Source organism: Ruminococcus sp. CAG:57 (assembly GCF_000435935.1).
Classification (GTDB): domain Bacteria; phylum Bacillota; class Clostridia; order Oscillospirales; family Ruminococcaceae; genus Hominimerdicola; species Hominimerdicola aceti.
This window is the reverse complement of the sequence record NZ_FR890738.1, coordinates 33,646-60,206: the sequence shown is the minus strand read 5'-3', so window position 1 is coordinate 60,206 and position 26,561 is coordinate 33,646. Positions and strand designations below refer to the sequence as shown.

Sequence of the window (26,561 nt, the reverse complement as noted above, 5' to 3'; positions counted from 1 at the left end):
ACACGGCTTAGCAAGCTGTCATTGCCCTCTGCCGCTTCCTCCTGCATATCGACTATCTCAACTGCCGGCAGGGGCGACTTTGAATATCTGTTTTTAAGTTCAAACAAGTGATATCTGCCCTTTTTCGCGTAATAAAAGCTCTCCAAAGACGGAGTTGCAGAGGCCATCAACAGCACGCAGTTATTATATCCGCACCGCTGTATGGCAACATCTCGTGCATGGTATCTAGGCGTTGAGTCCGACTTATATGACGGCTCGCCCTCCTCGTCCATGATGATTATTCCCACGTTGGTGACAGGAGCAAATATTGCACTTCTTGTGCCGATAACTATTCTTGCTTCCCCACGCATTACACGTTTGAACTCGTCAGTACGCTGTCCCAATGACAATGACGAGTGCATAACGGCTATCTTATCTCCGAAAAGTGACTTGAATTTGCCGAGCATTTGTGGTGTAAGGGATATTTCGGGCACGAGCATGACCGCTGTTTTACCCATATCCATAACGCTTTTTATAAGCTTTATGAACACAGAGGTCTTGCCGCTTCCCGTAACACCGTAAAGCAACGCACCTGCGGGCTTTTCGGCTTTTATAAGCCCCATTATGCCCTCATATGCCGCTGATTGTTCATCATTTAATTTGATATCGTCAGGGTCTTGCCTTTCGCCAAGTTCTCCTATGGCGTCACGCATGACCTCGTATTTATACTGCACGATAACTTTCTTGTCAGCAAGCCTTTTTAATATGCTTGAAGTGCAGTTGGTCATATAGCAGACTTCTTTCACAGAGGCACAGCCGCCCTCCTCAAGAAGCTTCACCACAAGGGTCTGCTTTGGAGTAAGAGTGGTCTGTATCTCCCCTGACACATACTCGTCAGAAAGCCTTACCATGCTGACGTTCTCATCACCGACTTTTCTTTTCAAAGCGTCGCTGATCTCAACATAGCCCTTATCCACAAGAGAATCCACAGTTTTCTTCTTTCGTGCGTCATTATGCACGTCAAGAAAGCTGTCTATCTCCCTCTGACTTTTTGCACATCGGAGAAAGTCCACCACATTTTTCTCATCTTCATTTAAAGTATCCTCGTCAATATAGGTATTGACAAGGCTGTAATGCTGTGAAAAAGTGTAGGAAAAGCCTGTAGGCACAACGGATTTATAAGCGTCATAATAGGTGCAGAAAGTGTTTTCTTTCAGCCACATTATTATCCTCATCATTTCCTCGGTGACAAGGCTTTCCCCGTCCACCACTGAAATAACAGGCTTCAGCTTATCGTTATACTCGGCTTCCGTATACGTTCTCGTAACAAACCCTACGGCTTTGCGGTTTCCTCTGCCAAAAGGCACAAGCACACGCACTCCGCTTTTCACTTTCTGAGCCAGCTCCTCCGGCACACTATAGCTATACAGTGCGTCAAAGCTGTATGATGCACGGCTTATTGCAACCTTTGCCACGATAAAAACTCCACGCACAGCCGTACACCTCCCCATAAAAAGCCTCGATTATTTTCTGAGGCTTGGATCCTCGATTATCTTGTATTCGCCATTATAAAGCTCGTCAACTGCTGTCTTTACTGGCTTTTCATCAAGCACCAGCTTGTTGTCAAAAGCGTCGCTTGTGATCTCTCTTGCTCTCTTTGCAACTGCAATAACTAGAGAATAATAGCTTTCATTGTTCTTCAAAATCTGGCTTACGGCCGGTCTAAGCATCATAATTAAGCACCTCGTCAATTAATTTCTTTGTATCATCATTTTCTGATCTGAATTTATCCGCCTTGCCGTCCTCGGCTTTCACGGAGTTCATAACTGCAACAAAATCTTCCACAGCGTCCTCTAGTCCGTCGTTCATTATCACATAATCATAACCGCCGGCTTTGCCGATCTCACCGGCAGCCTGACTTACACGGTCAGCAATAACATCGTCAGACTCAGTTCCACGCTTTCTAAGCCGTCTGTCTATCTCCTTAACAGACGGAGGAAGTATAAACATCAGCACAGCTTCAGGAAAGGCTTTCTTCACCTGAAAAGCACCGTTAGTTTCTATTTCAAGTATAACATCTCTGCCCTGCTCAAGATTAGCGAGAACAGGCTTCTTTGGCGTTCCGTAATAATGACCAACATAGCCTGCGTGTTCAAGAAATTCACCGCTGTCTATCATTTTCTTAAAGCTGTCATCGCTTATAAAATGATAATGAACGCCGTCCTTTTCGCCCTCTCTGGGCTTTCTTGTAGTGCAGGATATAGAATAGAACACATCTCTGTTTTTAAAGACCTCTGCAAGTATAGTTCCCTTGCCACAGCCTGAGGGAGCTGATATAACAAACAGCTTTGCATTGTTCTTATACATTGTCATCGTCCTCCTCGTCAACAGCAGCACGTCCGCCTACAGTTTCAGGTGCAACTGCCGACAGCACCACATGGTCGCTGTCCATAATAAGCACTGCTCTTGTTCTTCTGCCGTAGGTGGCGTCTATAAGAGTACCCTTATCCTTAGCTTCCTGAATGATACGCTTTATAGGCGCAGACTCAGGGGAAACTATGGCAATGACTCTTGCGGAGGACACCATATTTCCAAAACCGATATTAATAAGCTGCATATCTCACACCGCCGTTATTCGATATTCTGTATCTGCTCTCTGATCTTTTCGATCTCAGCCTTAAGATCCACCACCATTTTTGTGATAGTGAGATCGTTAGCCTTTGAGCCGATAGTATTCACCTCACGGTTAAGCTCCTGCACAAGGAAGTCAAGCTTTCTTCCCACAGGCTCGTCCGACTTGATAAGCCCTCTGAACTGTGAGATATGGCTTCTGAGCCTTACTGTTTCCTCGTCTATTGCCACCTTATCGGCGAAAATAGCCACTTCTGTAAGTATCCTCTGCTCGTCTATGTCCTTATCGCCGAGAGTTTCCTTTATCTTTGCATAAAGTCTTTCTCTGTAGCTTTCAGTAACGCTAGGTGACTGATCTTCTATCTTGCCCACAGTTTCCTCGATGTAATCAAGTCTGCCGCTGATATCGTCATACATCTTAACGCCCTCAGTTTCACGCATCTGAACAAATCTGTCTAACGCCACCTGAGCCACGTCCTTGACCTCGTTCCAAATAACTTCCTCGTCATCTGTTTTCTTCACAACTGTGAACACATCAGGAAGTTTCATGATATGTGACAGTGTGATATCGTCATCAAGGTCAAGCTCGTCAGCCGCACCTCTCAGTGCGTCAAGATAGCCCTTTGCAACAGCCTTGTTAAGCTCTATCTCAGCGTCAGTACCCTCCTGATTATAGATAGAAACAGACGCCTCTACCTTACCACGGGAGATACCGCTTTTAAGAAAGCCTTTCAGCTTTTCATCAAGATAGCCGTAGGCTCTCGGAGTTCTCGAAGTAAATTCATAATATCTGTGGTTTACAGAGCGTATCTCAACGATTATCTCTCTGCCGTTTGCCACGATATGCTCTCTGCCGAAACCGGTCATGCTTTTTATCATAGCATACCCGTCCTTTCATATATTAATATTTATGTTATCCGCTTGGTACTTAACATAGTACATCAAATTATATTATAACATCAAGCTCCGTAAATAGCAATAGTTTTTCACATTTATTTAAAATTATATTTACTTAAAATTTATATATTCTGAAATATGTCCAACAGTGACGAGCCGATATAGATATGAGGGTATTTTTCAAAATCCTCTTTAGTGGTAGAGCCAGTTGTTACTCCTGCAAAATCCACACCTGAATTGAGTGCAGTTTCAGCGTCGATGTAGCTGTCGCCTATATAAAGCACGTCCGATTTATCCGCACCGAAACGCTCTATTATCAGGTCAAGTCCCTGCGGGTCAGGCTTTGCCCTTGTAACGTCCTCACCGCCAACTATGATATCTACAGGCAAAGAGCCTGCCTGCTCATTGAAAGTATTGACTATCCTATAGCGATATTTCGTAGAAACTATGCCGACTTTTACCCCTGCGTTCTGCAAGGTCTGCAAAATTGCGATAGTATCGTCATAAAAATATGTTTTCTTCACCATTACCTCGTCTGCCTTTTTTACATACGCCTTGCGCATATCCTCACGCTGAGGATTGTCAGGCATATCTGTCAGCAGGTCGAAAGCGTCAACAAGGGTCATGCCTATGGTGTTGTAGATAGTCCTGTCGTCCTTTGGAGGATAGCCGAACTCTTTTAGGACGTGCTTGAAACACTCCAGAATACCCTCGGAAGAATCTGCAAGAGTAAGGTCAAAATCGAAAACAAAATATCTGTATTTGCTCATAATAAACTCCTTTTCAAACAGCAAGGGCAACCCTTTGCGGATTGCCCTGTATTTTATTCAACTGTAACTGATTTTGCAAGATTTCTCGGCTTATCAACATCATTGCCTCTGAGAACTGAGGTATAGTAAGCGATAAGCTGCAAAGGAACCACTGTCAGCATAGGCATGAGCAGATCGTCTATTGTCGGCAGACCGATCTTATAATCTGCCACCTCATCGTCAACGTTGATATATCCGTGAGTAACAAGGACAACGTACGCTCCTCTTGCCTTGACCTCCTTGACGTTGCTTATGGTCTTGTCAAGAAGCTCTCTTTGTGTTGCGACTGCGATAACAGGCATATTGTTTGTTACCAGTGAGATAGTGCCATGCTTAAGCTCGCCTGCGGCATATGACTCAGAGTGGATATATGATATCTCCTTAAGCTTCAGTGAGCCTTCCATAGAAAGTGCATAGTCAAGACCTCTGCCGATATAAAGAAGATTTTCCTTGTTTACAAGCTGTGAAGCAACATACTGACAATTATCAGGTGTTTTAAGAACAACTTCAAGCATATTAGGAACGTTCTGAAGCTCTGCTGTAAGTCTCATACACTCCTCTTTTGAGATAGCTCCGTGAGCGTATGCTATAGCAAAGCTCAGCAGATAGAATACAGAAAGCTGAACGATATATGCCTTTGTGGAAGCTACAGATATCTCAGGGCCTGCATGGGTGTAAAGCACCATATCAGACTCTCTTGCGATAGACGAGCCTTTTACGTTTACGATAGAAAGTGTTTCAGCGCCCCTCTCCTTAGCCATTCTAAGGGCTGCGAGAGTATCGGCTGTTTCTCCTGACTGTGAAACAAGAATAACAAGATCTCCCTTTGCAATGATAGGATCTCTGTATCTAAACTCAGAAGCCATATCCACTGTAACAGGTATTCTTCCGATCTTTTCAAGCACATACTTGCCCACAAGACCTGCGTGCATAGCAGTACCGCAGGCAACAACGAAGATGTTGTTATAGCCCTTGAGTCTGTCATATGTAAGACCACACTCTTCAAGATTTGGCATACCGTCAACTATTCTTGGTGTGATAGTTGTTTTTATAGCTGTTGGCTGTTCGTGAATCTCTTTGAGCATAAAGTGAGCATATCCGCCCTTCTCAGCGGCTTCCATATCAAAGTCAGCAACGAGCATCTCTTTCTCAACTGGCATTCCGTGAACGTCAAAGAACTCCACCTTGCCATCGTCAAGGACAGCTATCTCGTTCTCGTCAAGAAGATAATAATTCTTCGTATATTTCAGTATTGCAGGCACATCAGAAGCTATAAAAGCTTCGTCCTCGCCAACTGCAACGATAAGAGGAGAATCCTTTCTTACTGCATATATTCTTCTTGGAAAATCCTTGAATATGATACCGAGAGCATATGAACCCTCTATCTCAGCAAGAACCTTCTGTATTGTCGCCATAGGGTCGCCCTCATAATAATAATCAAGAAGCTTTGCAACTGTTTCTGTATCTGTCTGAGATTCAAAGACATATCCCTTTTTCAGCAGAAAATCCTTGATAGTTCTGTAGTTTTCAATGATACCATTATGAACGATAGAAATATTCGCATTTCCGTGAGGGTGTGAATTTATATCAGACGGCTCGCCGTGTGTAGCCCAGCGTGTGTGGCCTATACCGCAAGTACCGTTGAGCCAGCCCTCTCTTTTAAGCTTTTCTTCAAGGTCAGCAAGTCTGCCCTTTGTCTTTTTTGTCTTGATAGCATCGTTCTCAAAAACAGCTATTCCTGCTGAGTCATAACCTCTGTATTCAAGCTTTGACAGTGAGTCAAGCAGCACCTTTGTACAATCCTTTTTTCCCACATAGCCTACTATTCCGCACATGTATAAGCAACTCCTTTCATTCTCATTTGTTAAAAATCATTAAATTTCTTATATTTTTCCAAACCATATCCACATAAATATAATATATCATAGCATATTTTGCATGAAAAAGCAATAGCAAATGCAAAAATTAGCGAAAAGTACTGTTAATCTTACAAAAAATATGTTATAATTAGTTTGGTAAAACTAAAACGCTAAAGCTTATCATAATATAATATTTTTACAGGAGGTCAACTATGTCAAAGGTAACAGAACTTAAAGACAAATTCGTTGAAATCTACACGGAAAACATAAAGCGCCCGGGTTCGGAAAAGCTGCTCAATTATCTGCTTTCAGAAAACAGCGACTTCTTTGTTGCACCTGCTTCTACAAGATACCACGGAGCATACGAGGGTGGCTTGTGCGAACACAGCATACACGTTTATGAGTGCCTGAAAAGCTATCTGGAGCGTGAGCGTGTAAAGGAAGATTACAACATGGAATACTCTGACGAGAGCATTGCTATCGTTTCACTGCTTCATGACATCTGCAAGGTAAATCTTTACAGAGTAAGCTACCGCAATGCCAAGAACGAACAGGGCGTGTGGGAGAAAGTCCCATACTATGAATTTCACGAAACACTGCCATATGGCCACGGTGAAAAGTCGGTCTACATAGTAAGCAGCTATATGCGACTGACCCGTGAGGAAGCCATGGCTATACGCTGGCACATGGGCTTTTCAGGAGAAGAAAACAAGAACAGTATCGGTCTTGCCCTTGAAATGTATCCCCTCGCACTGGCGACCCACATTGCAGATATGGAATCTACATTTTATATAGAAGGCGGCAAGGCGTGAGGATACTTATAGACGCTGACGGCTGTCCTGTTACAAATATCGCAGTTTCTATAAGCAAAAGCCATGGGCTTGAATGTATCATAGTTTGCGACAGCTCGCATATTTTCAGCTCTGACTATGCACAGGTGATAACTGTCGACAAGGGTGCAGACAGTGCAGACATGAAGCTTGTGAACATCGCTCTAAAGGGCGATATTGCCGTGACGCAGGATTATGGGCTTGCGGCAATGTGTCTTGCAAGAAACGTTCTTGCTTTGGACCAGAACGGCAGGATATATGACAGCTCCAACATTGATGCACTGCTTCTGTCAAGACATACTGCAAAGAAGATACGCAGAAGCGGTGGCAGGCTCAAAGGTCCGCCAAAGCGCACCAAACATCAGGACGAGGATTTCAGAGTGGCTCTTACCAAATTAATCGAAGATAATATTAACTTTATGTAAAATATGCACAAAATATATAGAATTTCATAGAAAATTGTGTTACAATCAAACTATAGTTTTATAGAAAAGAGGTTTTCACAATGAACATAGACAAGATTTTGAAGGAACTCACACTTGAAGAAAAAGCTTCATTGTGCTCAGGCTCTGACTTCTGGCACACTGAGGAAATAAAAAGGCTGGATATACCAAGCATAATGGTGTCTGACGGCCCTCACGGACTTAGAAAAATGCGTGATGATACAGACAATCCTAACGAAGCTATCAAGGCAGTATGCTTCCCATGTGCCTGCGCACTTGCCTGCTCTTTTGACAGAAAGCTGCTTACAACTCTCGGCAAGGCTCTTGGCGAGGAGTGTCAGGCTGAGGACGTTTCCGTTATACTTGGCCCTGGCTGTAACATAAAGCGTTCACCACTTTGCGGCAGAAACTTTGAATACTTCTCAGAAGACCCTTATCTTGCTTCACAGCTTGCCACAGCACACATAAAGGGCGTTCAGAGCAAGGGCGTAGGAACTTCCCTTAAACACTTTGCCATGAACAATCAGGAAACAAGACGTATGAGCTATTCTGCTAACGTTGATGAGAGAACGTTCCATGAGATATATTTAAGTGCCTTTGAAACACCAGTCAAGGAAGCAAAGCCTTGGACAGTGATGTGTTCATACAACCGCATAAACGGCGAATATTCCTCGCAGAACAAGCTCCTGCTCACTGATATACTCAGAAACGAATGGGGCTATGAAGGACTTGTAGTTAGCGATTGGGGCGCAGTTGATGACAGACCTCTTGGCGTTGCCGCAGGTCTTGACCTTGAGATGCCTACCAGCAACGGCAAGAATGACGAGCTTATCATAGAAGCCGTAAACAACGGCTCACTTTCAATGAAAGACCTTGACAAGGCTGTGAGAAACGTGCTTACGCTTATTCAGAAAGCCGAGGACGGCTATGCCCCTGCAACAAAGTGGGATAAAGAAAAACAGCATGAGCTTGCAGGCAAGATAGAGTCTGAATGTGCGGTACTGCTCAAAAATGATGATAAGATACTGCCGCTTGACAAGTCTGCAAAGATAGCTTTCATTGGCGAATTTGCCGACAAGCCACGTTATCAGGGCGGTGGAAGCTCTCACATAAATTCATTTAAGGTGACATCTGCTCTTGAAGCTGTCAAGGGCATGGATAATATCACATACGCACAGGGCTTCGTCACCGACCGTGACGAAACTGTTGACGAGCTTCTCGATGAAGCTGTGGAGCTTGCCAAGAACAGTGATGTTGCCGTTATCTTCGCAGGTCTGCCCGAAAGCTTTGAGTCTGAGGGCTTTGACAGAAAGCATATGAGAATGCCTGATTGTCAGCTCAAGCTTATTGATGAAGTTGCTAAGGTAAATGAAAACGTTGTTATCGTTCTCCACAACGGCTCGGCTGTTGAAATGCCGTTTGCAGATAAGGTGAAGGGCATACTTGAAATGTATCTTGGCGGACAGAACATCGGCACTGCAGAAAAGGCCCTGCTTTTTGGCGAAGCTAACCCTAGCGGAAAGCTTGCGGAAACTTTCCCTGAAAAGCTTTCACATAATCCGTCTTATCTTAATTTCCCGGGAAATATGGACGATGTTGACTATACCGAGGGAATTTTCGTGGGCTACAGATATTATGATGAAAAGGGCATAAAGCCACTGTTCCCATTTGGTCACGGACTTTCATACACAACCTTTGAATACAGCAATCTTACTGTTTCAGAAAACGAGATAAAAGACGACAAGACCCTGACGGTCATGGTGGACGTAACAAACACAGGCGACAGAGATGGTATGGAGATCGTTCAGCTTTACGTTTCCAACAAGGAAAGCTCAGTGCGCAGACCTGTCCGTGAGCTTAAGGGCTTTGAAAAGCTTTTCCTTAAAGCTGGCGAGACCAAAAAGGCTGTGTTCCACCTTGATAAGCGTTCATTTGCATACTACGAGCCTGATATACACGATTGGTTCGTTGAATATGGTGAGTTTATTATCGAGGCAGGCTCTTCTTCAAGAGATATCAGACTTTCGACTTCTGTTTATGTATCTTCCGATACAAAACTCCCAGTGCATTTCACCTTGAACACCACCTGTGGCGAGATAAATTCTATCCCAGAGGGAAGAGCTATGTTCGAGGACATTTTAAGCAAAATAGACTGCGGTTTTGGCGACACGGCTTCCGACGATCTTGGCGCTTCTGCAAAGGAAATGATGGAAGCAATGATAAGAGATATGCCACTGAGAACCCTTGTTACATTTACAAATGTTCCAGACATCACAAGAGCGAAGATGTCAGAAATGGTGGAAAATCTCAACGAAATGCTTGCAGAAAAATAATCAATTATGGACAGCAAGTTAGACAGCAACAAAGACGAAAAATCGAATGTGACAGAAAATGATGCTTCAAAAGTAGAAACAAGCAGAATAAAACTTTTCGTAGGCTTGATCGCAGTTGCGATCGCCATTACTACAGCGATCGCTTCTGCACTTGTTAACAGACCACAGCGTGATGATGTGGTGATACTCACACCGCCTGCTGACAGCTCTCAGGCTGACAAGGTGGACAATTCAGGCAGTGAAAAGGTCATTAGCAAGACTGCAAAGGCACACACCACAAAGAAAACAGTGACATCAAAAGCCGTCACAAGCAGTATTGCTGAAACAAAAGAGGAATACAGATTTCCTGCTGACATAAACAAGGCTGATAAGGAAATGCTTATGGCGGTGAGCGGCATAGGCGAGGTAACAGCCGACAGGATAATAGCATATCGTGACAGAGTTGGTGTTATCAGCAACATGGATATGCTTCTTGAAGTAAACGGCATCGGAGACTCTACACTTGAACTTCTCAAAGGCTATTTTTATGTTGACAGTGCAGACTACCATGATATGCCGCAGGAAACGAAAGTCGCAGAAACTCAGCCTGTTCAGACAGAAATCCCTGCTGATACTGTAACAGAGCCTCCGGCCACAGAGGAGCAAACTGTTACAACGGCTGAAACTACTGAGAAAGTCAGGCAGAAAGTGAACATAAACAAGGCTGACGCTCAGGAGATATCAGACAAGCTGCTAATTGATATGGACAAGGCGAATGCTGTCATAGAACTTCGTGAGCTTATATCCTATTACGAAAGCCCTAACGAGCTTCTTTTGTGCAAGGGCTTTACAGAAAAACTTGTTTCCGAGCTTTGGGATTATATTGAAATATAACTGTATTTTATATATCTGCTACATAAAAAAAGAACTCGCACAATTTCGTGCGAGTCTTTTTTGCTTAATAACGCCAATGCAAACGGCGAGCCTTATGAATATCAGATCATTTATCCTTTGTTCTTTTTGACACGCTTACGGCAACGGCACCAAGCAGCAACATTGTCAATGCTGCACCTGCTCCTAAGCCTGTGTTAGGTGACTTATCACCGTCTTTGTTTACATTTTGAACTGCTGTCTGTGAACTGTTTTGTAAGCTATCATCTTTTTTACCAGTGCTGTCTGGTGATATATCTGATGAACTTTCAGGTGTTTTTGTACCAAGGACATAGAAAGGTGCATCGTCTGTGACAAAGGATATTTCTGCATCAGACTCTTCGCATTTAAGACTGCTTACTGTACCATCAGCTTTAACGGAATTTACCTGATCTTTGTCTATGTTTATCGTTACCTTTATTCCATTTGCCGGCAGAATAGAATCTCCGTCAATGTAATAAATATGAAATGCTACGGTGTTTTCAGACTTTTTTCCCATGACGCTGTTTAACCAGTCAAGAGCTTCTTTCTCTGTGACCTGATCCACCACAAGATTTTTATCTTTATCGGCATTCTCGATCTTCACGCTTGTGCCATCTGGAAAATCAATAACAGCATTTCCATCGTCGTCAACAGGCACACTGTTCCATGGAACATCTTCTGTATAGACCGCATAAACATTTCCATTTGCAGTTGTATTATTATCATCAAGCTTTGCCTCGGCTGCATAAGCACCAGAAGGTATGCTTAATGCAAGCACAAGAGCAAGAAATGAAGTCATTTTTTTCATTGGTCTATTTGACCCCCTATCTGTGTATTCAAGGAAGCCGCACCTGCACTATAATAAGTGTGCGGCTCGTAACCCATGATCTTAAGCTTTATCTTTGTACCGACCTCCGGCGTCTTTGAGAGCGTAACATATTTCACATACTCGTTTGGCTTGATAAGACCCGTTTCTCCAAGCATATTTCCCTGTTCGTCAAACACTCTGAGCTTTATCCAGGCATTGTTGCCCTCGATATTTGTAAGATATACTATTGCCTTGTCGCCTTCCATAGTGACGTTTCCACACACCGCAAAATCATAGCTCATATCATCTCTGTTCGGAGAGCTATAGCCTAAATTTTCTGAAACCTCAGGATTGCCATGCTGTGCTGTGCTTTCAAAAGGCGGTGGAGTAAATTCTGCACTTTTTTTATCATTTGGACGGCACAATGCAAATATCATCACGCCAATGGTAACTGCAAAACAGATCATAAGCACTGATACGATCAGCTTCCCGTCATTTTTTTGCTTATCCATCATAAGCCCCCTGATATGAATACTTTTTTTAATTACACTATCGGTACAATCCCAATATCATTGTTTCTTACTACCCTCCATGCTCCATTTGATCCTGTTACATAATAAAGAGTTGTATCAACATGGGTAGAAGCAACCATTGCGTCAGTTACTTACTGAATGTCTTCAGAGATCGTTACTGTGATAGTGCCAAGATCCGTATTGTTTGTTTCTATCCCTGCTCCACTTACACTGAAATATGTTGAATCTTTAGGTGCGGCGTCAACAGCAGTGCCTTCGGCTGTTTCCAATAAAATAACATCTTCATCAAACATGCCGTTAAGTCCTTCGACCTTTGATGCAAAATTCAACTGTGCTTTAATAGCCGAATTTGAATGGTTTGTTACAGTTATCTCCTTAGGCTCATCCCACCAGCATGCAGACTCTGTGGTATAGCTATGTGTTTCAGGATCCCATACCTTATGTCCGCCAAAGTAGGTAAAATTCATTTCCTCCCACTCAACGTCCACAGACATTGTCGTTGACTTGGAATCAATATAGCTTCCTGTAACCTTGATATTTGTTGGTTCGCTGCCGTCATTTTTTTCTGAATTTACCGCATATGCTGTAACCACGCTAGTGCTTGCAAGCACTAATGCGGCAATGATCGCAAATTTGTTTTTCATGATAAATTCCTCCGTTATTTATTTTTCCACAGTGACAGTTATTTTTGCCACCGTATCGACCATTGCTTTTTCACCTGATTGCGGATCATAACTTAAAACTCTAAAATTTGCGTCTGTATAAGTGCCTTCACTAAGTTTGTCCGCCTCGCCCTCAAGCAAAGGAAGCGTTTTAAGCTGATTACCTGGTTTTATGGTACCTGAGCGTGCGATGATCTCACCATTTACCTCGATACAAAGCACGATATCCTGAGTTGAACTGCTTGGATGCTTATAACTAAAATAAGCTGTTTTATCAGAAAGCTTGATATTCACTGTATTTTCGTATTCAAGAGAAATTCCTCCGCCACCCTCAGGCACATCAAGACTTCTGCTGTTGTCCTCCAAAGGTTCAGCATTCTGCTCTGTCTGCTGAGGTGCATAATCAGGTACAAGAGATTTTGTTTCTGACTTTCTGAAAAACACAGCCCAAATCGTAATGCCTATGCAAAACATCATGCCCAAAATAAGTGAGGCTATTATGATCCTTTGTTTTTTTGCTTTGTTCTCATTATTCTCCATCATTTTCCTCCTGCTTGTGCATTAGCCAGACATTCCTGCTAAATAGCATTAATGTTCACAATAATCATACATTGTTATTAACAAAAAGTCAACAACATTTGCACAAGTGGTAAAAATAATGCACAAGCGGTAGTTTTTTTTGATACATATGGCATTCATTTTTTGACAGTCCAACATCTCCGTGACCGTTAAAGCACAACAAAAACGATAGCTCTTATAATAACACCGTTACTTTTTTATTAATAGATAATACTTGAAATCTTCGGGATAATATAGTATAATAACTTTATATGTTGTTATCCTGATAGGAAAACTCAGGCAGAAGGAATGGTGATAGTATGAAAAAAGGAGTTATCTCTGTGAACTCAAATGCAGAGAAAACTATTATCGCAATGACGATATCCGTTGTTCTTGCCATTATTTTTGACGGCAAAAAGAAAAAGCCTGCAAAGCGCAAAAGCTTTGCTCAGCGTGTTTCAAAGCACTATAAAACTATCGACAATATAATGCTTATGACAGTTGCAAAGGACGTCAAGAAAAAAGAGCAGGAACGTGCGGCTCTTAAAAAGAAAAATTCATACAAGACCAAGCTCCGTGACCTTGAGATACAGGACGCTGAGTTTATTGAACTGTAGGTGATATCATGACGGAATATTTCAAGCGTTACCGCAGTTTTGTTGCAAGCTGTCTTGAGGATAAAGACTGCGACTTTGCAAAGCTCCTTGATTATCACAAAGAACATATCGCTTTTTTTCAGCACGAACGGCTGATACATCTTATCGTGACGGTGCTTTTTGCACTTTGTACTGTCATGACGTTCATTGCCATTGCAGTTTGGCAGGTCATGATACTCATACCCCTTGCCATTGCGTTTCTCGTACTGCTTGTGCCTTATATAAAGCACTACTATTTTCTTGAAAATCAGACTCAGCTTCTTTATAAGGACTATGACAAAATATACAGACGAGTACATAATTTTGGACTCGACAACGAGAAAGGCGTGAAATAATGGAGTACACAAAATACACCAAGGAGCAGTGGAAAGGCAGCGTCATAACCTCTCCCCTGCCACCAACTCTCGTTACCTGCGGCAGTATGGATAAACCCAATGTGTTCACAGTTGCGTGGACAGGCATTCTCTGCACTCAGCCGCCTGTTACCTACATCTCCGTCAGACCTGAGAGATATTCCCATGAGCTTATCACTCAAAGCGGTGAGTTCGTCATAAATCTGCCGACCAGAGAGCTTGTGAAAGCTGTGGATTGGTGCGGTGTGAAAACCGGCAGAAAAGTGGATAAGTTCAAGGGAATGCACCTTACCGCAGAACCGTCCGCAAAGGTATCGGCACCTTTGCTGGCCCAGTCCCCTGTGAATATCGAGTGCAAAATAAGAGAGATCGTGAGCCTTGGTACACATGATATGTTCATTGCGGACATTGTGGGGCTTGACGTTGCAAAAGAATTGCTTGACGAAAAAGGAAAGCTTTGCCTTGACAAAGCGGGGCTTCTTGCCTACGCTCACGGAGAGTATTACGGTCTTGGCAAAAAGCTTGGCACGTTCGGCTACTCAGTAAGGAAAAAGAAAAACAACAAAAATATCAGAAAAGGAAAATAGAGTTATGAAAAAAATTCTCACAGCCGCAGTTGCGCTGGCTGTATGCTACAGGCTCAGACCTATCAAAGCGTACGCATGGAGCGGCACTACTCACGAGGACATTGTGAAAAAATCACTTGCACTTCTGGAAAAGGAGAAAAAGCAGAAGCAGGTGACATTCTATAAAGACTATCACAGCGAGATACTCAAGGGCTGCACACAGCCTGACGATGAAAACGATATGGACAAGGGTCATGGCAAGCATTATTACTCCTGCGTTAATCCAAAGGGCAAGGAGCTTCCTGAAACTAACGGCTATTACCGCAACCGCTTTGGTGACCTTGCAGTGAGCGCAAGAACTTGCCTCGAAGAAAACTACACCGCCGCAGTATCTCTTTACAAAAGCGGTGACATAAAAAACGCCATGCGTGTTCTCGGCAGAGCCGCACATTTTATTTCAGACATGGGATGCACTGTTCACGTTGCAAACATGAAATATCAGGACAAGGCAAACAACGTGCATTACGCTTTTGAGAAGCACGTTTCCACCACCTGCACAAGACACACAGCCGACAGCTTCGACAAGCGCCTGCTGAAATACTACGGCAAGGATAACTTTGGCGAGGCTTCAAACAAGCTTGTAAAATACGCAGGCAAGTTCGTTGACACCATTTCTCACCTTGACCCAAGAGCTTTTGATGACGTTGCAAAGAACACTCTGCCGGTCACACAGCAGAATGTCACAGCGCTTCTTCTGAAATTCTATGACGATTGCACCTCTGACGCAGGGAATTACATACTTGACGGCAAGGCTTACACATTCAAAAACGAGATATCGGGACTTATCCTCACTGTTACCCCTAAGGGATTGCAGCTTGAAAAACCTGACAAGGAGCTTGAACAGAAGCTGACGGTCTGTCTTACAGAGGACGGCACATTCGGTTTAAAGATAGGCGACGGCGGATATGTAAACGCTTCATGCAAGGGCTATGACTATCTGAAAATAGACGGCAAGCCTGTTCAGTTCAGGGTCACTGCGCTGGGAAAAAGACGTTTCAGAATATCCACTGAGTCCACAGACTATGTAAAGGTGCTTGCAAACTCAAAGGGCGGAAAGCTCTCCTTCGCTGACCTTGAGCCTGAAAACTCAACTCAGATTTGGATACTTAACTAAAGATCACAACACAAAAAAGGCAGACTCATCGTCTGCCTTTTTTTACTGCAAATTATGTTTGCGTGTTATTATAAAGTTAGTCAACAGGAAATATGCCAAGATATATGCGAACTGATACATTGTCATAAACACAAGTCTTAGGTTAAATGCCACTTCTGTATCGGGCAAGCGTGACGTTGGCATAAAGAGCATATTCCACAGAGAAAGGTCGCCTGCCAGATTGCTTATCATCGAGGATAACATATTGCAAGCGAAGATTATGGCAAAGCCTACAAGAACTTTATGCTTGAAACAGTTTGAAAGGGAGATAACAAAATATAAGAATATCTGCAAGCCTGCAAACAGCGTCAGAGTATACAGGCATATCAGAAACGAAGTGAGCGGTTCTTCAGCAAAGCCGTTGCCCAAAGCGTTTATAAAATCTCCAACAGAGTCAAGATACTCTGTTGGGTCGATAAGCAACAGCGAAAGCACAAAAACGATCATGCTTGCCGCCGACCATATAACAGAAGAGATGAACTTTGTGAAAATGTGATAATATGGCTTGACAGGTATTGTCAGCATAAGATAGCCCTCGTCAGTGAAAAGGGTCTTGTGAAAGTTCGTCAACGATATGGTAAAACCCACAGTGAACAAAGCCCCCACGGCAATACCATAGGCAATGCTCACAACAATGAATATCATCAGAAAATTAGGGTTTTTAACGCTCTCACCATAACGGAGCATAAGAGAAAATATCAGTGCAACTATCATATATCCCACCACAAGAGGGAAAAACTTTCTTGCCGAGCGTTTAAGCTCATATTTCAAAAGCTTGCCTAACATCTGTACACCTCCCTGAAAAGCTGATCCACAGACTTGCCGGTTTCGTTATGGATAGCGTCAACAGATTTATGCAGCCTTAGCATACCATTTTGTATCATCACCACGTCGTCAAGAACAGGTTCGATATCTGCAATAAGGTGGGTGGAAATTACCACAGCCGCCCGCTCATTGTAATTTGAAATTATGGTGTTGAGAATATAATCTCTCGCCGCAGGATCAACGCCTGCAATTGGCTCATCAAGAAGATAAACGTCAGCCTCACGGCTCATAACAAGACAAAGCTGCACCTTTTCTTTTGTACCCTTTGACATTGTCTTGAACTTTGCCGCAGGGTTTATCCCCAGCCTGTTCATCATATCCTGAGCCTTTGCTACATTGAAATTGCTGTAAAAATCCTGAAAAAACCTAATCATCTCATTTACTTTCATATCGTCAGGTATGAAATTTCTGTCAGGCAGATAGGAAACCACTTTTTTAGTTTCCACGCCAATAGGCATTCCGCATATGAGTATATCCCCTGCCGTAGGTTTTATAAGTCCACAGCAAAGCTTGATAAATGTTGTTTTTCCGCTTCCGTTCGGCCCTAGCAGACCGATAATTTTACCCCTCTCCAGCGCAAGGTCAAGATTGCTCAGCGCTGTAAAGCTTCCATACTGCTTTGTAAGCCCATAAGTCTGCAAAACAGTTTCCATGCTGTCCCCTCCTTTGTAGCAAAAAGCAGCAAGACTTTAACACGCCTTGCTGCCGCATTATTATCTTTCTTCACAAATAAGCTTGATCGCAGTTCTTTCCTCACCGTCGATCAAAACGCTTGCAAATGCAGGGATACAAATAAGATCAATGCCCAATGGTGCAAGATAGCCCCTTGCGATTGCTATAGCCTTGATCGCCTGATTGGCTGCGCCTGCGCCCACTGCCTGTACCTCAACTGCACCGCTGTCACGGATAACGCCCGAAACTGCTCCTGCCACCGAATTAGGGACAGACCTTGAAGAAACCTTTAGAATTTCCACTTGAATACCTCCATAAGTAAATTCAAAGAATTTACCCCACTTATTATACACACTATATTATACTACATACATAATAAAATTTCAAGCTTTATTAATACTTTTCGTTATTATCGCTTAATAACACGCTGTATATTTGTTGCTTTTCCCGATTTTTCATCAAATTTTACCACAACTCCGTTTATAAAGCAATCGTTTGTGCTTTCTGAAAACCTCACAGGGGTGAGATATTTGAACTTATTTATGACTATATCACTGTCTACCCCAAGTACGGAAAGCTCAGGGCCTGTCATTCCAACATCGGTGATATAGGCGGTATGTCCGCCTAAGATCATTTCATCAGCCGTCTGAACATGGGTATGCGTGCCAAGCACAGCAGTGCATCGTTTTTGCAGATAAAAGCCCATAGCCTTTTTCTCAGAAGTTGTCTCCGCATGAAAATCAACGATTATATTAGGCGTATCAATGCTTTCAAGAAGCTTGTCAACATAGTTGAAAGGATTTTCCACTGCTTCCATATACATCGTTCCCATAAGATTTACCACGGCTATCTTATAAGGACACATATCGATATAAGTCACACCATGACCCATAACACCCTCAGGGTAATTGGCAGGTCTTAATAGTTGCTCGTTTGTGTCATAAAGCTCCTCAGCCTCACGTCGTCTGAAAGAATGATTTCCTGTCGTTACAACGTCAGCACCTATATTGAGAAGCTGTCTGTAAGACTGCGGTGTGATACCATTGCCCTGAGCAGAATTTTCACCGTTCACTACGGTCACATCTATATCATATTCACGCTTCAGCTTATACATTCTGCTTTCAAGAAAATCGCAGCCGCTTTGTCCCACAACATCTCCGATAAAAAGTAAATTCATTTGCTATCTCCGTTCTATACTGCATTTTACAGTTACCCTTATTATACACTATCCTTACTGCAAAATCAAGCAGACATCACAAAAAAATCAGACGCTTTTACACGTCTGATCTTTCATATCAATTATCGTCAACTGAAATATCATCAACTATCTCAGGAGTATCCTGGATTTCTGGTGTTTTATCAGGTTCGCCCATGAACTCGCTCTCTGTAAGCTCGCCATTCATAAGCTTCTCAAATGTTGCACCGTCAACCTTTTCATATTTCATAAGATACTTAGCCACAACATGAAGCTTATCCATATGCTCGTTGAGTATCTTTTCAGCGTCAGTAAATGCACTTTCAATAAGAGTTCTTATCTCATTATCGATCTCAGCCGCAACGTTATCGGAATAGCTTGGCGTATTAGTGTAATCCCTGCCAAGAAATACTTCATGATCGCCCTGACCGTATACAACTGGACCAAGATTGTCACTGAAGCCGTAGCGTGTTACCATGTTTCTAGCTGTGGAAGTAGCTCTCTCAAGGTCATTTGAAGCGCCTGTTGAGATGTCGTCAAGGATCAGCTTTTCAGCAACACGTCCGCCAAGAAGAACCACGATATTTTCGTACATCTCGTTCTTGCTAACATAAGATTTATCCTTGACAGGCAGGCTCATTGTGAAACCGCCAGCCTGACCTCTAGGTATGATAGATACCTGATGAACTTTATCTTGTGATTTGCTGTAGTATGTGCAGAGTGCATGACCGCCCTCGTGATAAGCGGTAAGCTTCTTTTCGTCCTCTGTGATGACCTTAGACTTTTTCTCAGGACCTGCCACAACCTTGATAGAAGCTTCCTCAAGCTCATCTTTGGTGATAGCCTTTTTATTCTTTCTTGCCGCAAGGAGCGAAGCCTCGTTCACAAGGTTTTCAAGGTCTGCACCTGTAAAGCCCACAGTTGATTTTGCAATAGTTTCAAGGTCAACATCAGGAGCGAGCGGCTTGTTTCTTGTGTGAACTTTCAGTATAGCTTCTCTGCCCTTAACGTCAGGATAGCCCACAAGTATCTGTCGGTCAAATCTGCCCGGACGAAGAAGTGCAGGGTCAAGTATATCACGTCTGTTTGTTGCAGCCATAACAATAACAGAATCGTTATCCTCAAAGCCGTCCATTTCAACAAGAAGCTGGTTAAGGGTCTGCTCACGCTCGTCATGACCGCCGCCAAGGCCTGCGCCTCTCTGTCTGCCCACTGCGTCGATCTCGTCTATAAAGATGATAGCAGGAGCGTTTTTCTTAGCCTGCTCAAAAAGATCTCTTACTCTTGAAGCACCGACGCCCACAAACATCTCAACGAAGTCAGAACCTGAGATCGAGAAGAATGGAACTTTTGCTTCGCCTGCAACGGCTCTTGCGAGAAGCGTTTTACCTGTACCCGGAGGGCCGAGGAGCAGAACGCCCTTAGGTATTCTCGCACCGATCTCGGTATACTTCTTATTATCACGAAGAAAATCAACGATCTCCTTAAGTTCTTCCTTTTCCTCGTCTGCACCCGCAACATCTTCAAAGGTAGCTTTCTTGCTGCTTGGCGCCATTTTGGCATTTGTTTTTCCGAAAGATGACATCTTTCCGCCGCCTGCATTCTTCATCATGAACACAAAGAAGAATATCATAACGCCCAGCATAAGCAGCGTCGGTATCAGATTGAGCCAGAAGCTGTTATCCGATATCGGTATAAGATTATACTGCAAAGGATCGTCTGGATTTTCAGTATTATATTTCTTACGATAATTCTCAGCATCCTCACCGCCAAGGACTTCATTTGCAAACAGTGAAACATTTGGAACTGTATAACTATATACCTTATCCTCGCCCTTGAGCTTATACTTAAGCTGTCCAGAGCCAAGGTCAAGCTCAAACTGTGACACGTTTAGGCTGTCAAACTGTTCCATTATCTCCGAATATTTTTTGTCGGAAGATTTTGTGCTCATGCTTGTTAGCATATAGACCAATCCGCAGATTATGGCAACCGATACCAGCAGATAGATCAACAGGGTCTTTCCATTATTATTGTTTTTCAATCGATCACAACCTTTTGTTCTGTATTATATTTGGCTCCTTATTCGGAAACTATACCGATAAAAGGAAGATTTCTATATCTCTCATCATAATCAAGACCACAGCCAACAACGAATCTGTCCTCGATCTCATAGCATTTGAAATCAGGTGTTATGTCTGCAACACGTCTTGACGGCTTATCAAGCATAACAGCTATCTTAACACTTGGCGCACCCATTGACGCAAACTTCTTTTTTAACTCGCAAAGCGTTCTTCCTGTGTCGAGAATATCCTCAACCAATAAAACGTCCCACTCTCTCAGGTCAAGACCCATAAAATCATGATCTCCTGAAATTGAAACATTTCCTGTTGAGCTTGTGCCAACATAACTCTTTGCAGTAATAAAAGCGATCTGCATATCGTTGTCGATACTTCTTACAAGATCAGCAGTAAACACGAACGCTCCCTTAAGAACGCACACAACAAGAAGCTTTTTTCCTTTATACTCTTCAGTTATCTCTGCTCCAAGCTTTTTCACAGACAATGCAAGCTCTTCCTCAGAATAAAGAACCGATATATTGTTCATTAACTAACAACCTCTCTGATTATATATTATCAATGTGACAGAAAAGTGAAAAAATACAAGTTCACACAAAAAACTTTTCAGCTTAGGGTGATATTCATCTCACTTTATGGTAAAAGCCAATATTTTAACGGTTTCAGAGTCTATCTTCACCCTTTCAGCCGCACCGCTTCCTTCAACGAAAACAACGCCCTGACTATCTTTTAGGATAACGGCACTGCTCCTGTCCTCAAGTCTGAAGGACTTGTTCACCAGCTTTCGCACATCGCTGTCAAAATCTCTGTTCACAAGGCGTATCTTCTCGCCCTCTCTGCGATTTTCGACAACAATCTCACCCTTTATTTTATCATAATCCAGGCAACAATTTGCAAACTTTTTATGAACATTTGCGATTTTTCCGTCAAAAGGATAGATTTTGAACTCTATCTCCTTATTGCCGAACTGATAAACGCCCTCGTTGCTTACCTTAACGCTCCTGAGAGTGCTGTTTTCAAGCATCTCGCCCTTTGCAAAGCTGAGCACACCTTTTGAGCAGACCGCAAAGACTCCGCCCTTGACGTTCGCCTTACCCACGTCAAGTATCAGCCTGTCGATATCCTCGATACTGTCATGGCTCACAGTAAGCCCCTCTTTCTCAAGAATGTGCATTATTGCACGTCGGCGTACACTTTCGTGGAGCTGTCTTAGACACAATGCGTCATAACCCTTTGGCAAGACCGCTTTCTCAAAGGCTTCAAGCCCCTGACTTTCAAGATAGTCGCTGTCTGTTCTAAGCCTGTCAGCTGTCATGGAATATGAGCCAAAAAGCGAACTATTAAGCTCCGCAAGCCTTGGCACAACAAGGTGGCGAATCTTATTTCTGGTATAATCGTCAGTAAGATTTGTGGAGTCAGTAACAAAGTCCTGTCCTCTCTCTTTAAGAAAGCCCTCTATTTCCTGACGAGTACAATTTATAAGCGGTCTTATGATATTTCCCCTCACAGGCGGTATTCCGCAAATACCTTTCAGACCTGTACCTCTTGCGAGGTTGAATATGGCAGTTTCAAGGCAATCCGAAAGACTGTGTGCTGTGCATATCTTGTCTGCACCGATACTGTCGAAAAAGTCATATCTAAGCTTTCTTGCCCCCTCCTCAGTGGATACAGAATGTTCCTTGCAATAACCCACAACGTCGGCATGAAACACCTTCAGCTCGACCCCAAGCTTCTCGCAAAGTTTTTCACAAAAATGCTGATCTCTGTCGCTTTCCTCCCCACGGAGGTGGTGATTGACATGACAAGCGCATACATCATAGCCCAGCTCATATAAACACAAAAGGAGCGTAACGCTGTCGGCACCTCCTGAGAGGCACACAAGCAAGCGTTCGCTCTTATTTGCCATATTAAATTTCTCTATGGTAGAAGCTACCTTTACAAGAAAATTATTCATCATCTCTCCTGAAATCAAGACCTCTGAACAGGGTATATTCGCCTATCCAGCCAAGCTGCACCTTATCTGTCTGTCCGTGACGGTTTTTCGCAACGATACACTCAGCCACCGACTTGTCGCCCTCATCGCTGTAGTAAGCGTCACGATAGAGGAACATGATGATATCAGCGTCCTGCTCGATAGAACCTGATTCTCGCAGGTCTGAAAGGATAGGTCTTTTATCGTCACGCTTCTCTGAGCTACGGGAAAGCTGTGAAAGTGCGATAACAGGCACATTAAGCTCCTTAGCCATAAGCTTCAAGGAACGTGTTATCTCAGACACCGCCTCAACACGGCTGGCGTTTTTATTTGCTGATTGCATGAGCTGTATGTAGTCGATGACCACAAGTCCAAGATTTCTCATTCTTCTGAGCTTTGCTTTCATCTGCGGCACTGTACAGCCTGCACCGTCATCAAAATATATAGGAAGCTGTGACAGCGTATCTGCCGCACCTGCTATCTTCTCCCAATCGGAAGGCTCAAGATTGCCCGACCTAAGCAGGGTATTATTAACAAGTGCCTCTGAAGCGAGCATACGGGACACGAGCTGTTCCTTACCCATTTCGAGAGAGAATATAACAACGTCACGCTTTGTCGCCTTGCAGGTATTCACCGCAATATTAAGTGCAAATGCAGATTTTCCCATCGCAGGACGTGCAGCGATAATGATAAGGTCAGTTCTGTTAAGACCTGTTGTGATTGCGTCAAGCTGGCCAAAGCCTGTCTTTGCGCCAAGATGTTCGCCTGCGTCAGGACCTGATATCTCCTGCAAATGCTCGAATGTATCAACGATAACGTCGCTTATTCGTGTAAGGCCCTGAACATCTCTGCCCTGTCTTATCTCAAATATAGACTGCTCGGCAGCGTCAAGCTGCGTCTGAGAATCCTCACCGCCGTCATACGCCTTTTCAAGAATCTGATTAGCGGCATTTATAAGCGACCTTACCCTTGCTTTTTCCTCGATTATCTTGCAATAGCTCTCGATATTATCCGTTGACGGCACCATTTCCATAATACCAAGAAGATAATTCTTAGCCATTGCAGACGTTTCAAAAACACCCATTGTGACGGCTTCATTAATTACCGTGATAAGGTCCTCTTTGCTGCCTGTGGTGAACATTCTCACTATTATGGTGAAAAGCTGCTGGTGCTGTGGACGATAAAAGCTTTCAGGCTTTAGTATCTCAATGACCTTCGGAAGCACCGAAGGATCACGAAGAACTCCTCCCAGAACAGCTTCCTCAGCCTCCTGAGAAAATGGCAGCTCCCTGCCAAGGGTCGCTCCTGTGGTAAGCCCACGGAAATTATCAGCCATGATTACTCCTCAACGACCTTTACTTTAATGCTGCATGATACGCCATGAGTAAGCTTTATCTGTGCAGTATAGTCACCGAAAGCCTTTATCTCGGCTGTAAGATTGATCTTCTTCTTCTCGATAACAACGCCATACTGAGCCTTGAGGCAATCTGAAATAACGTTTGCTGTAACTGCGCCAAAGAGCTTTCCGCCCTGACCTGCCTTAGCCTTTACCAGAACTTCCTTATCCTTTATTTTCTCTGCGATAGCTTTATTGTCGGCTGTTTCAACATCTATCTTGTGCTGAGCGGAAGCCTTTTTGCCTGCAAGGTCATTAAGGTTTTTAGCTGTAGCTTCAAGTGCAAGACCCTTTCCGATAAGAAAATTTCTTGCATATCCGTCTGCAACGTTGATGATATCTCCCTGCTTGCCTGAACCCTTTACATCTTTTAACAAAATAACTTTCATATTATTCACTCTGCCTTTCTTTTTTTATTCCTGCGAATTATTTTCCCAGTATTCGTCAATGGCGTCTGCAAGGCGCTTTCTCGCCTCATTCATTGAACAGTTGAGCTGAGTTGCCGCCATAGTAAGATGACCGCCGCCACCCAAAGACTCCATGACGATCTGCACATTACAAGCACCCATGCTTCGTGCAGAGATATTTATCACACCGTTCGTTTCATAGATAACGAACGAAGCTTTTACGCCTGTTATACCAAGCAGCTCGTCTGCCGCCTGTGAAGCCGCTATCCTTATTTCAGAGAAGCTTTCCTCTGTATAAGCCACTGCACACTCTTTATAAAGGTGAGCACTGTTTATAAGCGACGATTTTTGATGATAAGTCTCGATAGAGTTTGCAAAAAGCTTTTTGACAGCTATGGTATCAGCGCCCTTTTTCTTCAAAAATGCTGCCGCTTCAAAAGTGCTTACGCCTGTTTTCATAATGAAATTCTTTGTATCCAGCATTATTCCCGCAAGCAGAGCTTCCGCCGCATGGACTGTGATGTTGGAATCCTCACCGAAATACTCGATAAGAGCGGTCACAAGCTCGCAGGCTGATGACGCATTCGGCTCTAAGAACGACATGATAGTCGGCTCGATTCCGTTCACCATTCTTCTGTGGTGGTCGATAACTACCACATTTTTCGCCCTTGCAAGTATCTCCTTTGACTCCACCAGTGCAGGGTTATGGGTATCAGTTACCACAAGAAGCGTGTTATCGTCAAGTCTTTCAAGACCCTCCTGAGGGGTTATGTAATAATGCTCCGACTCATTTTCATTTATATAATTTATAAGCGTTTTCGACAAATTCTGCTCAGGGTCTACCACAACGTAAGCTTCTTTTACCATGTTTCTGATAGCACAGCAGAAGCCTGTTGCAGAGCCTACGCTGTCAAGGTCGCCAAATCGATGACCCATTATAAGCACCTTATCGTGGTTGCAGATAAGCTCCAGCATAGCCTTTGCCACCATACGGATACGGGTCTTATTGTTCTTGTCAGGTGCAGAAGAAATGCCGCCGAAGAACTTGAACTCACCGTCCTCCTTGACAGCCGCCTGATCTCCGCCACGTCCAAGGCACATTTCGAGAGCCTGCTTTGCAAACTTCTCGCTCTCCGCAAGGTTTGCACCATCTCTGCCCACACCTATGGACAATGTAAGGTTAGAACGCTCGCCAACGGCTATTTTTCTTGCCTGCTCGAGTATCTTAAATCTCTGCTCGATTATAGGTGCAAGGTGGCGTTCCTCCATATAAACATAGAACTTGTCGCTTGCTACTTTCTTTGACACCGCAGTAGTATTCTCCAAAAATTCCTCTATGAGCTTTTCTATCTCAACAACAACGTGAGCCTTTTCACTCTCTCTGATATTTGACATAAGCTCGTCAAAGTTGTCGATAGTTATGATTATTACCGCCTTGTGGGACATTCTGAACTCATATTCAAGCTCCACATAATCGGTAACGTCATTGAAATAGACCATTGAAAGCTCACCGTTCACATCGGTGTGTATAGCCTTCGCCTTATAAAAATGGGCGTTTATGCACACAAGGTCGCCGTCAGAGGAATATATCTTGTCCATATCAATGTTCATAAGCTCAGTGAGGTCAATGCCGTAAGCCTCTTCCTCAGAGTAGACCTGTCTGCCAAAAAGTCTGTTATACCACACGATGACGTTTTCGCTGTCGATTATTATAGCAGGAGCAGGAAAATTCAGGAGAGAATCTCTCTCCGTCTTTGAGATCATCGTGGAAAGCTTTGCCACATACTTGCGAGTGTGATTGTGGAAAACCACTTCTTCAAGCACCCACAATACAGCCGCCGCCACAGACACTAGGATAAGCACACTGCCCGACTCTCTGTGAGACGGAGTAGAATGCAGCATAAAAGCGCCTATAAGTGACGAAAGCATGGTAACGCACACTGTTATTCTTATTATGATCTGTAATCCGTTGTTACTTTTCATTTTAAAGCTCCTGCA

At 43.5% G+C, this 26,561-nt stretch carries 29 protein-coding genes; 8 read left to right on the top strand and 21 right to left on the bottom strand.

The annotated features are described in order from the left end of the window. The 7 genes from QVO88_RS07305 to glmS form a co-directional block, all read right to left on the bottom strand. On the bottom strand, nt 1-1,472 hold a 1,472-nt coding region (locus QVO88_RS07305), incomplete at its 3' end, for a DEAD/DEAH box helicase (RefSeq protein WP_288177870.1). A 30-nt stretch (nt 1,473-1,502) separates the two neighbouring features. Further along, complete coding sequence (gene rpoZ, locus QVO88_RS07300; protein WP_022287844.1) at nt 1,503-1,712, bottom strand: DNA-directed RNA polymerase subunit omega; 210 nt, start codon at nt 1,710-1,712, stop codon at nt 1,503-1,505. Further along, nucleotides 1,702-2,346 carry a guanylate kinase gene (gene gmk / locus QVO88_RS07295; protein WP_022287843.1) on the bottom strand — a complete coding sequence of 215 codons (645 nt, stop codon included), beginning with the start codon at nt 2,344-2,346 and terminating at the stop codon, nt 1,702-1,704. Before gmk ends, rpoZ begins: the two co-directional genes overlap by 11 nt. Next, nucleotides 2,339-2,596, bottom strand: coding sequence for an extracellular matrix/biofilm regulator RemA (gene remA, locus QVO88_RS07290; protein WP_022287842.1), 258 nt, complete (start codon nt 2,594-2,596; stop codon nt 2,339-2,341). The genes gmk and remA overlap by 8 nt, the downstream gene beginning before the upstream one ends. A 14-nt stretch (nt 2,597-2,610) precedes the next feature. Next, on the bottom strand, nt 2,611-3,489 hold the full coding sequence (locus tag QVO88_RS07285; RefSeq protein ID WP_022287841.1) for a YicC/YloC family endoribonuclease: 879 nt from the start codon (nt 3,487-3,489) through the stop codon (nt 2,611-2,613). Nucleotides 3,490-3,629: 140 nt separating this feature from the next. Further along, the gene (locus QVO88_RS07280) at nt 3,630-4,277 is read right to left on the bottom strand and encodes an HAD family hydrolase (RefSeq protein WP_022287840.1); all 648 of its coding nucleotides are present in this window, start codon (nt 4,275-4,277) and stop codon (nt 3,630-3,632) included. 53 nt (nt 4,278-4,330) lie between these two features. After that, nucleotides 4,331-6,151: a glutamine--fructose-6-phosphate transaminase (isomerizing) gene (glmS, locus tag QVO88_RS07275; protein ID WP_022287839.1), complete on the bottom strand. Its 1,821-nt coding sequence runs from the start codon at nt 6,149-6,151 to the stop codon at nt 4,331-4,333. Nucleotides 6,152-6,387: 236 nt separating this feature from the next. Here glmS and QVO88_RS07270 point away from each other — a divergent pair, with 236 nt between their 5' ends. From QVO88_RS07270 to QVO88_RS07255, 4 genes are all read left to right on the top strand, one after another. Next, nucleotides 6,388-6,987 carry a hypothetical protein gene (locus tag QVO88_RS07270; protein ID WP_022287838.1) on the top strand — a complete coding sequence of 200 codons (600 nt, stop codon included), beginning with the start codon at nt 6,388-6,390 and terminating at the stop codon, nt 6,985-6,987. Further along, on the top strand, nt 6,984-7,430 hold the full coding sequence (locus QVO88_RS07265; protein ID WP_022287837.1) for a YaiI/YqxD family protein: 447 nt from the start codon (nt 6,984-6,986) through the stop codon (nt 7,428-7,430). The genes QVO88_RS07270 and QVO88_RS07265 overlap by 4 nt, the downstream gene beginning before the upstream one ends. Nucleotides 7,431-7,510: 80 nt before the next feature. Continuing rightward, nucleotides 7,511-9,781, top strand: coding sequence for a glycoside hydrolase family 3 C-terminal domain-containing protein (locus QVO88_RS07260; protein ID WP_022287836.1), 2,271 nt, complete (start codon nt 7,511-7,513; stop codon nt 9,779-9,781). 6 nt (nt 9,782-9,787) lie between these two features. Beyond that, a complete protein-coding gene (locus tag QVO88_RS07255) occupies nt 9,788-10,654 on the top strand; it encodes a helix-hairpin-helix domain-containing protein (protein ID WP_022287835.1) in 867 nt (288 codons plus the stop codon). 106 nt (nt 10,655-10,760) lie between these two features. On the opposite strand, the gene QVO88_RS07250 is transcribed toward QVO88_RS07255, so the two are convergent. The 4 genes from QVO88_RS07250 to QVO88_RS07235 all read right to left on the bottom strand — a co-directional run bounded on the left by QVO88_RS07250 (nt 10,761) and on the right by QVO88_RS07235 (nt 13,215). Beyond that, nucleotides 10,761-11,480, bottom strand: a complete 720-nt coding sequence (locus QVO88_RS07250; protein ID WP_022287834.1) for an NPXTG-anchored protein — start codon at nt 11,478-11,480, stop codon at nt 10,761-10,763. Further along, a complete protein-coding gene (locus QVO88_RS07245; RefSeq protein ID WP_022287833.1) occupies nt 11,477-11,992 on the bottom strand; it encodes a hypothetical protein in 516 nt (171 codons plus the stop codon). Before QVO88_RS07245 ends, QVO88_RS07250 begins: the two co-directional genes overlap by 4 nt. A 152-nt stretch (nt 11,993-12,144) precedes the next feature. Further along, nucleotides 12,145-12,657: a hypothetical protein gene (locus QVO88_RS07240; protein ID WP_022287832.1), complete on the bottom strand. Its 513-nt coding sequence runs from the start codon at nt 12,655-12,657 to the stop codon at nt 12,145-12,147. 18 nt (nt 12,658-12,675) lie between these two features. After that, complete coding sequence (locus QVO88_RS07235) at nt 12,676-13,215, bottom strand: hypothetical protein (RefSeq protein WP_022287831.1); 540 nt, start codon at nt 13,213-13,215, stop codon at nt 12,676-12,678. A gap of 338 nt (nt 13,216-13,553) precedes the next feature. Between QVO88_RS07235 and QVO88_RS07230 the strand changes: the two genes are divergently transcribed. Genes QVO88_RS07230 through QVO88_RS07215 form a run of 4 tightly spaced genes read left to right on the top strand, consistent with a single transcriptional unit; the run spans nt 13,554 to nt 15,982 of the window. Beyond that, nucleotides 13,554-13,850 (top strand): hypothetical protein, encoded by a 297-nt coding sequence (locus QVO88_RS07230; protein ID WP_022287830.1) that lies wholly within the window; start codon nt 13,554-13,556, stop codon nt 13,848-13,850. An 8-nt stretch (nt 13,851-13,858) separates the two neighbouring features. Then, a complete protein-coding gene (locus QVO88_RS07225) occupies nt 13,859-14,224 on the top strand; it encodes a hypothetical protein (protein ID WP_022287829.1) in 366 nt (121 codons plus the stop codon). After that, nucleotides 14,224-14,829 (top strand): flavin reductase family protein, encoded by a 606-nt coding sequence (locus QVO88_RS07220; RefSeq protein ID WP_022287828.1) that lies wholly within the window; start codon nt 14,224-14,226, stop codon nt 14,827-14,829. Before QVO88_RS07225 ends, QVO88_RS07220 begins: the two co-directional genes overlap by 1 nt. 4 nt (nt 14,830-14,833) lie before the next feature. Then, nucleotides 14,834-15,982: a zinc dependent phospholipase C family protein gene (locus QVO88_RS07215; protein ID WP_022287827.1), complete on the top strand. Its 1,149-nt coding sequence runs from the start codon at nt 14,834-14,836 to the stop codon at nt 15,980-15,982. 42 nt (nt 15,983-16,024) lie between these two features. Here the strand turns inward: QVO88_RS07215 and QVO88_RS07210 are convergent, their stop codons facing one another. The 10 genes from QVO88_RS07210 to QVO88_RS07165 form a co-directional block, all read right to left on the bottom strand. Next, a complete protein-coding gene (locus tag QVO88_RS07210; protein WP_022287826.1) occupies nt 16,025-16,807 on the bottom strand; it encodes a hypothetical protein in 783 nt (260 codons plus the stop codon). Continuing rightward, nucleotides 16,801-17,499, bottom strand: a complete 699-nt coding sequence (locus QVO88_RS07205; protein ID WP_022287825.1) for an ABC transporter ATP-binding protein — start codon at nt 17,497-17,499, stop codon at nt 16,801-16,803. Before QVO88_RS07205 ends, QVO88_RS07210 begins: the two co-directional genes overlap by 7 nt. Nucleotides 17,500-17,559: 60 nt before the next feature. Further along, entirely contained in the window at nt 17,560-17,820 is a 261-nt protein-coding gene (locus QVO88_RS07200) for a stage V sporulation protein S (RefSeq protein ID WP_022287824.1), read from the bottom strand. Between the two features lie 107 nt (nt 17,821-17,927). Next, a complete protein-coding gene (locus QVO88_RS07195; RefSeq protein ID WP_022287823.1) occupies nt 17,928-18,695 on the bottom strand; it encodes a TIGR00282 family metallophosphoesterase in 768 nt (255 codons plus the stop codon). A 118-nt stretch (nt 18,696-18,813) separates the two neighbouring features. Next, the gene (ftsH, locus tag QVO88_RS07190) at nt 18,814-20,754 is read right to left on the bottom strand and encodes an ATP-dependent zinc metalloprotease FtsH (RefSeq protein ID WP_022287822.1); all 1,941 of its coding nucleotides are present in this window, start codon (nt 20,752-20,754) and stop codon (nt 18,814-18,816) included. 38 nt (nt 20,755-20,792) lie between these two features. Further along, nucleotides 20,793-21,317 carry a hypoxanthine phosphoribosyltransferase gene (hpt, locus tag QVO88_RS07185; RefSeq protein ID WP_022287821.1) on the bottom strand — a complete coding sequence of 175 codons (525 nt, stop codon included), beginning with the start codon at nt 21,315-21,317 and terminating at the stop codon, nt 20,793-20,795. Nucleotides 21,318-21,416: 99 nt separating this feature from the next. Then, nucleotides 21,417-22,742 carry a tRNA lysidine(34) synthetase TilS gene (gene tilS, locus QVO88_RS07180; protein WP_022287820.1) on the bottom strand — a complete coding sequence of 442 codons (1,326 nt, stop codon included), beginning with the start codon at nt 22,740-22,742 and terminating at the stop codon, nt 21,417-21,419. After that, nucleotides 22,735-24,096, bottom strand: a complete 1,362-nt coding sequence (gene dnaB / locus QVO88_RS07175) for a replicative DNA helicase (protein WP_022287819.1) — start codon at nt 24,094-24,096, stop codon at nt 22,735-22,737. The genes tilS and dnaB overlap by 8 nt, the downstream gene beginning before the upstream one ends. A gap of 2 nt (nt 24,097-24,098) precedes the next feature. Further along, nucleotides 24,099-24,545, bottom strand: a complete 447-nt coding sequence (rplI, locus tag QVO88_RS07170; protein WP_022287818.1) for a 50S ribosomal protein L9 — start codon at nt 24,543-24,545, stop codon at nt 24,099-24,101. A gap of 24 nt (nt 24,546-24,569) precedes the next feature. Further along, nucleotides 24,570-26,546, bottom strand: coding sequence for a DHH family phosphoesterase (locus tag QVO88_RS07165; RefSeq protein ID WP_022287817.1), 1,977 nt, complete (start codon nt 26,544-26,546; stop codon nt 24,570-24,572). Nucleotides 26,547-26,561 lie beyond the last annotated feature (15 nt).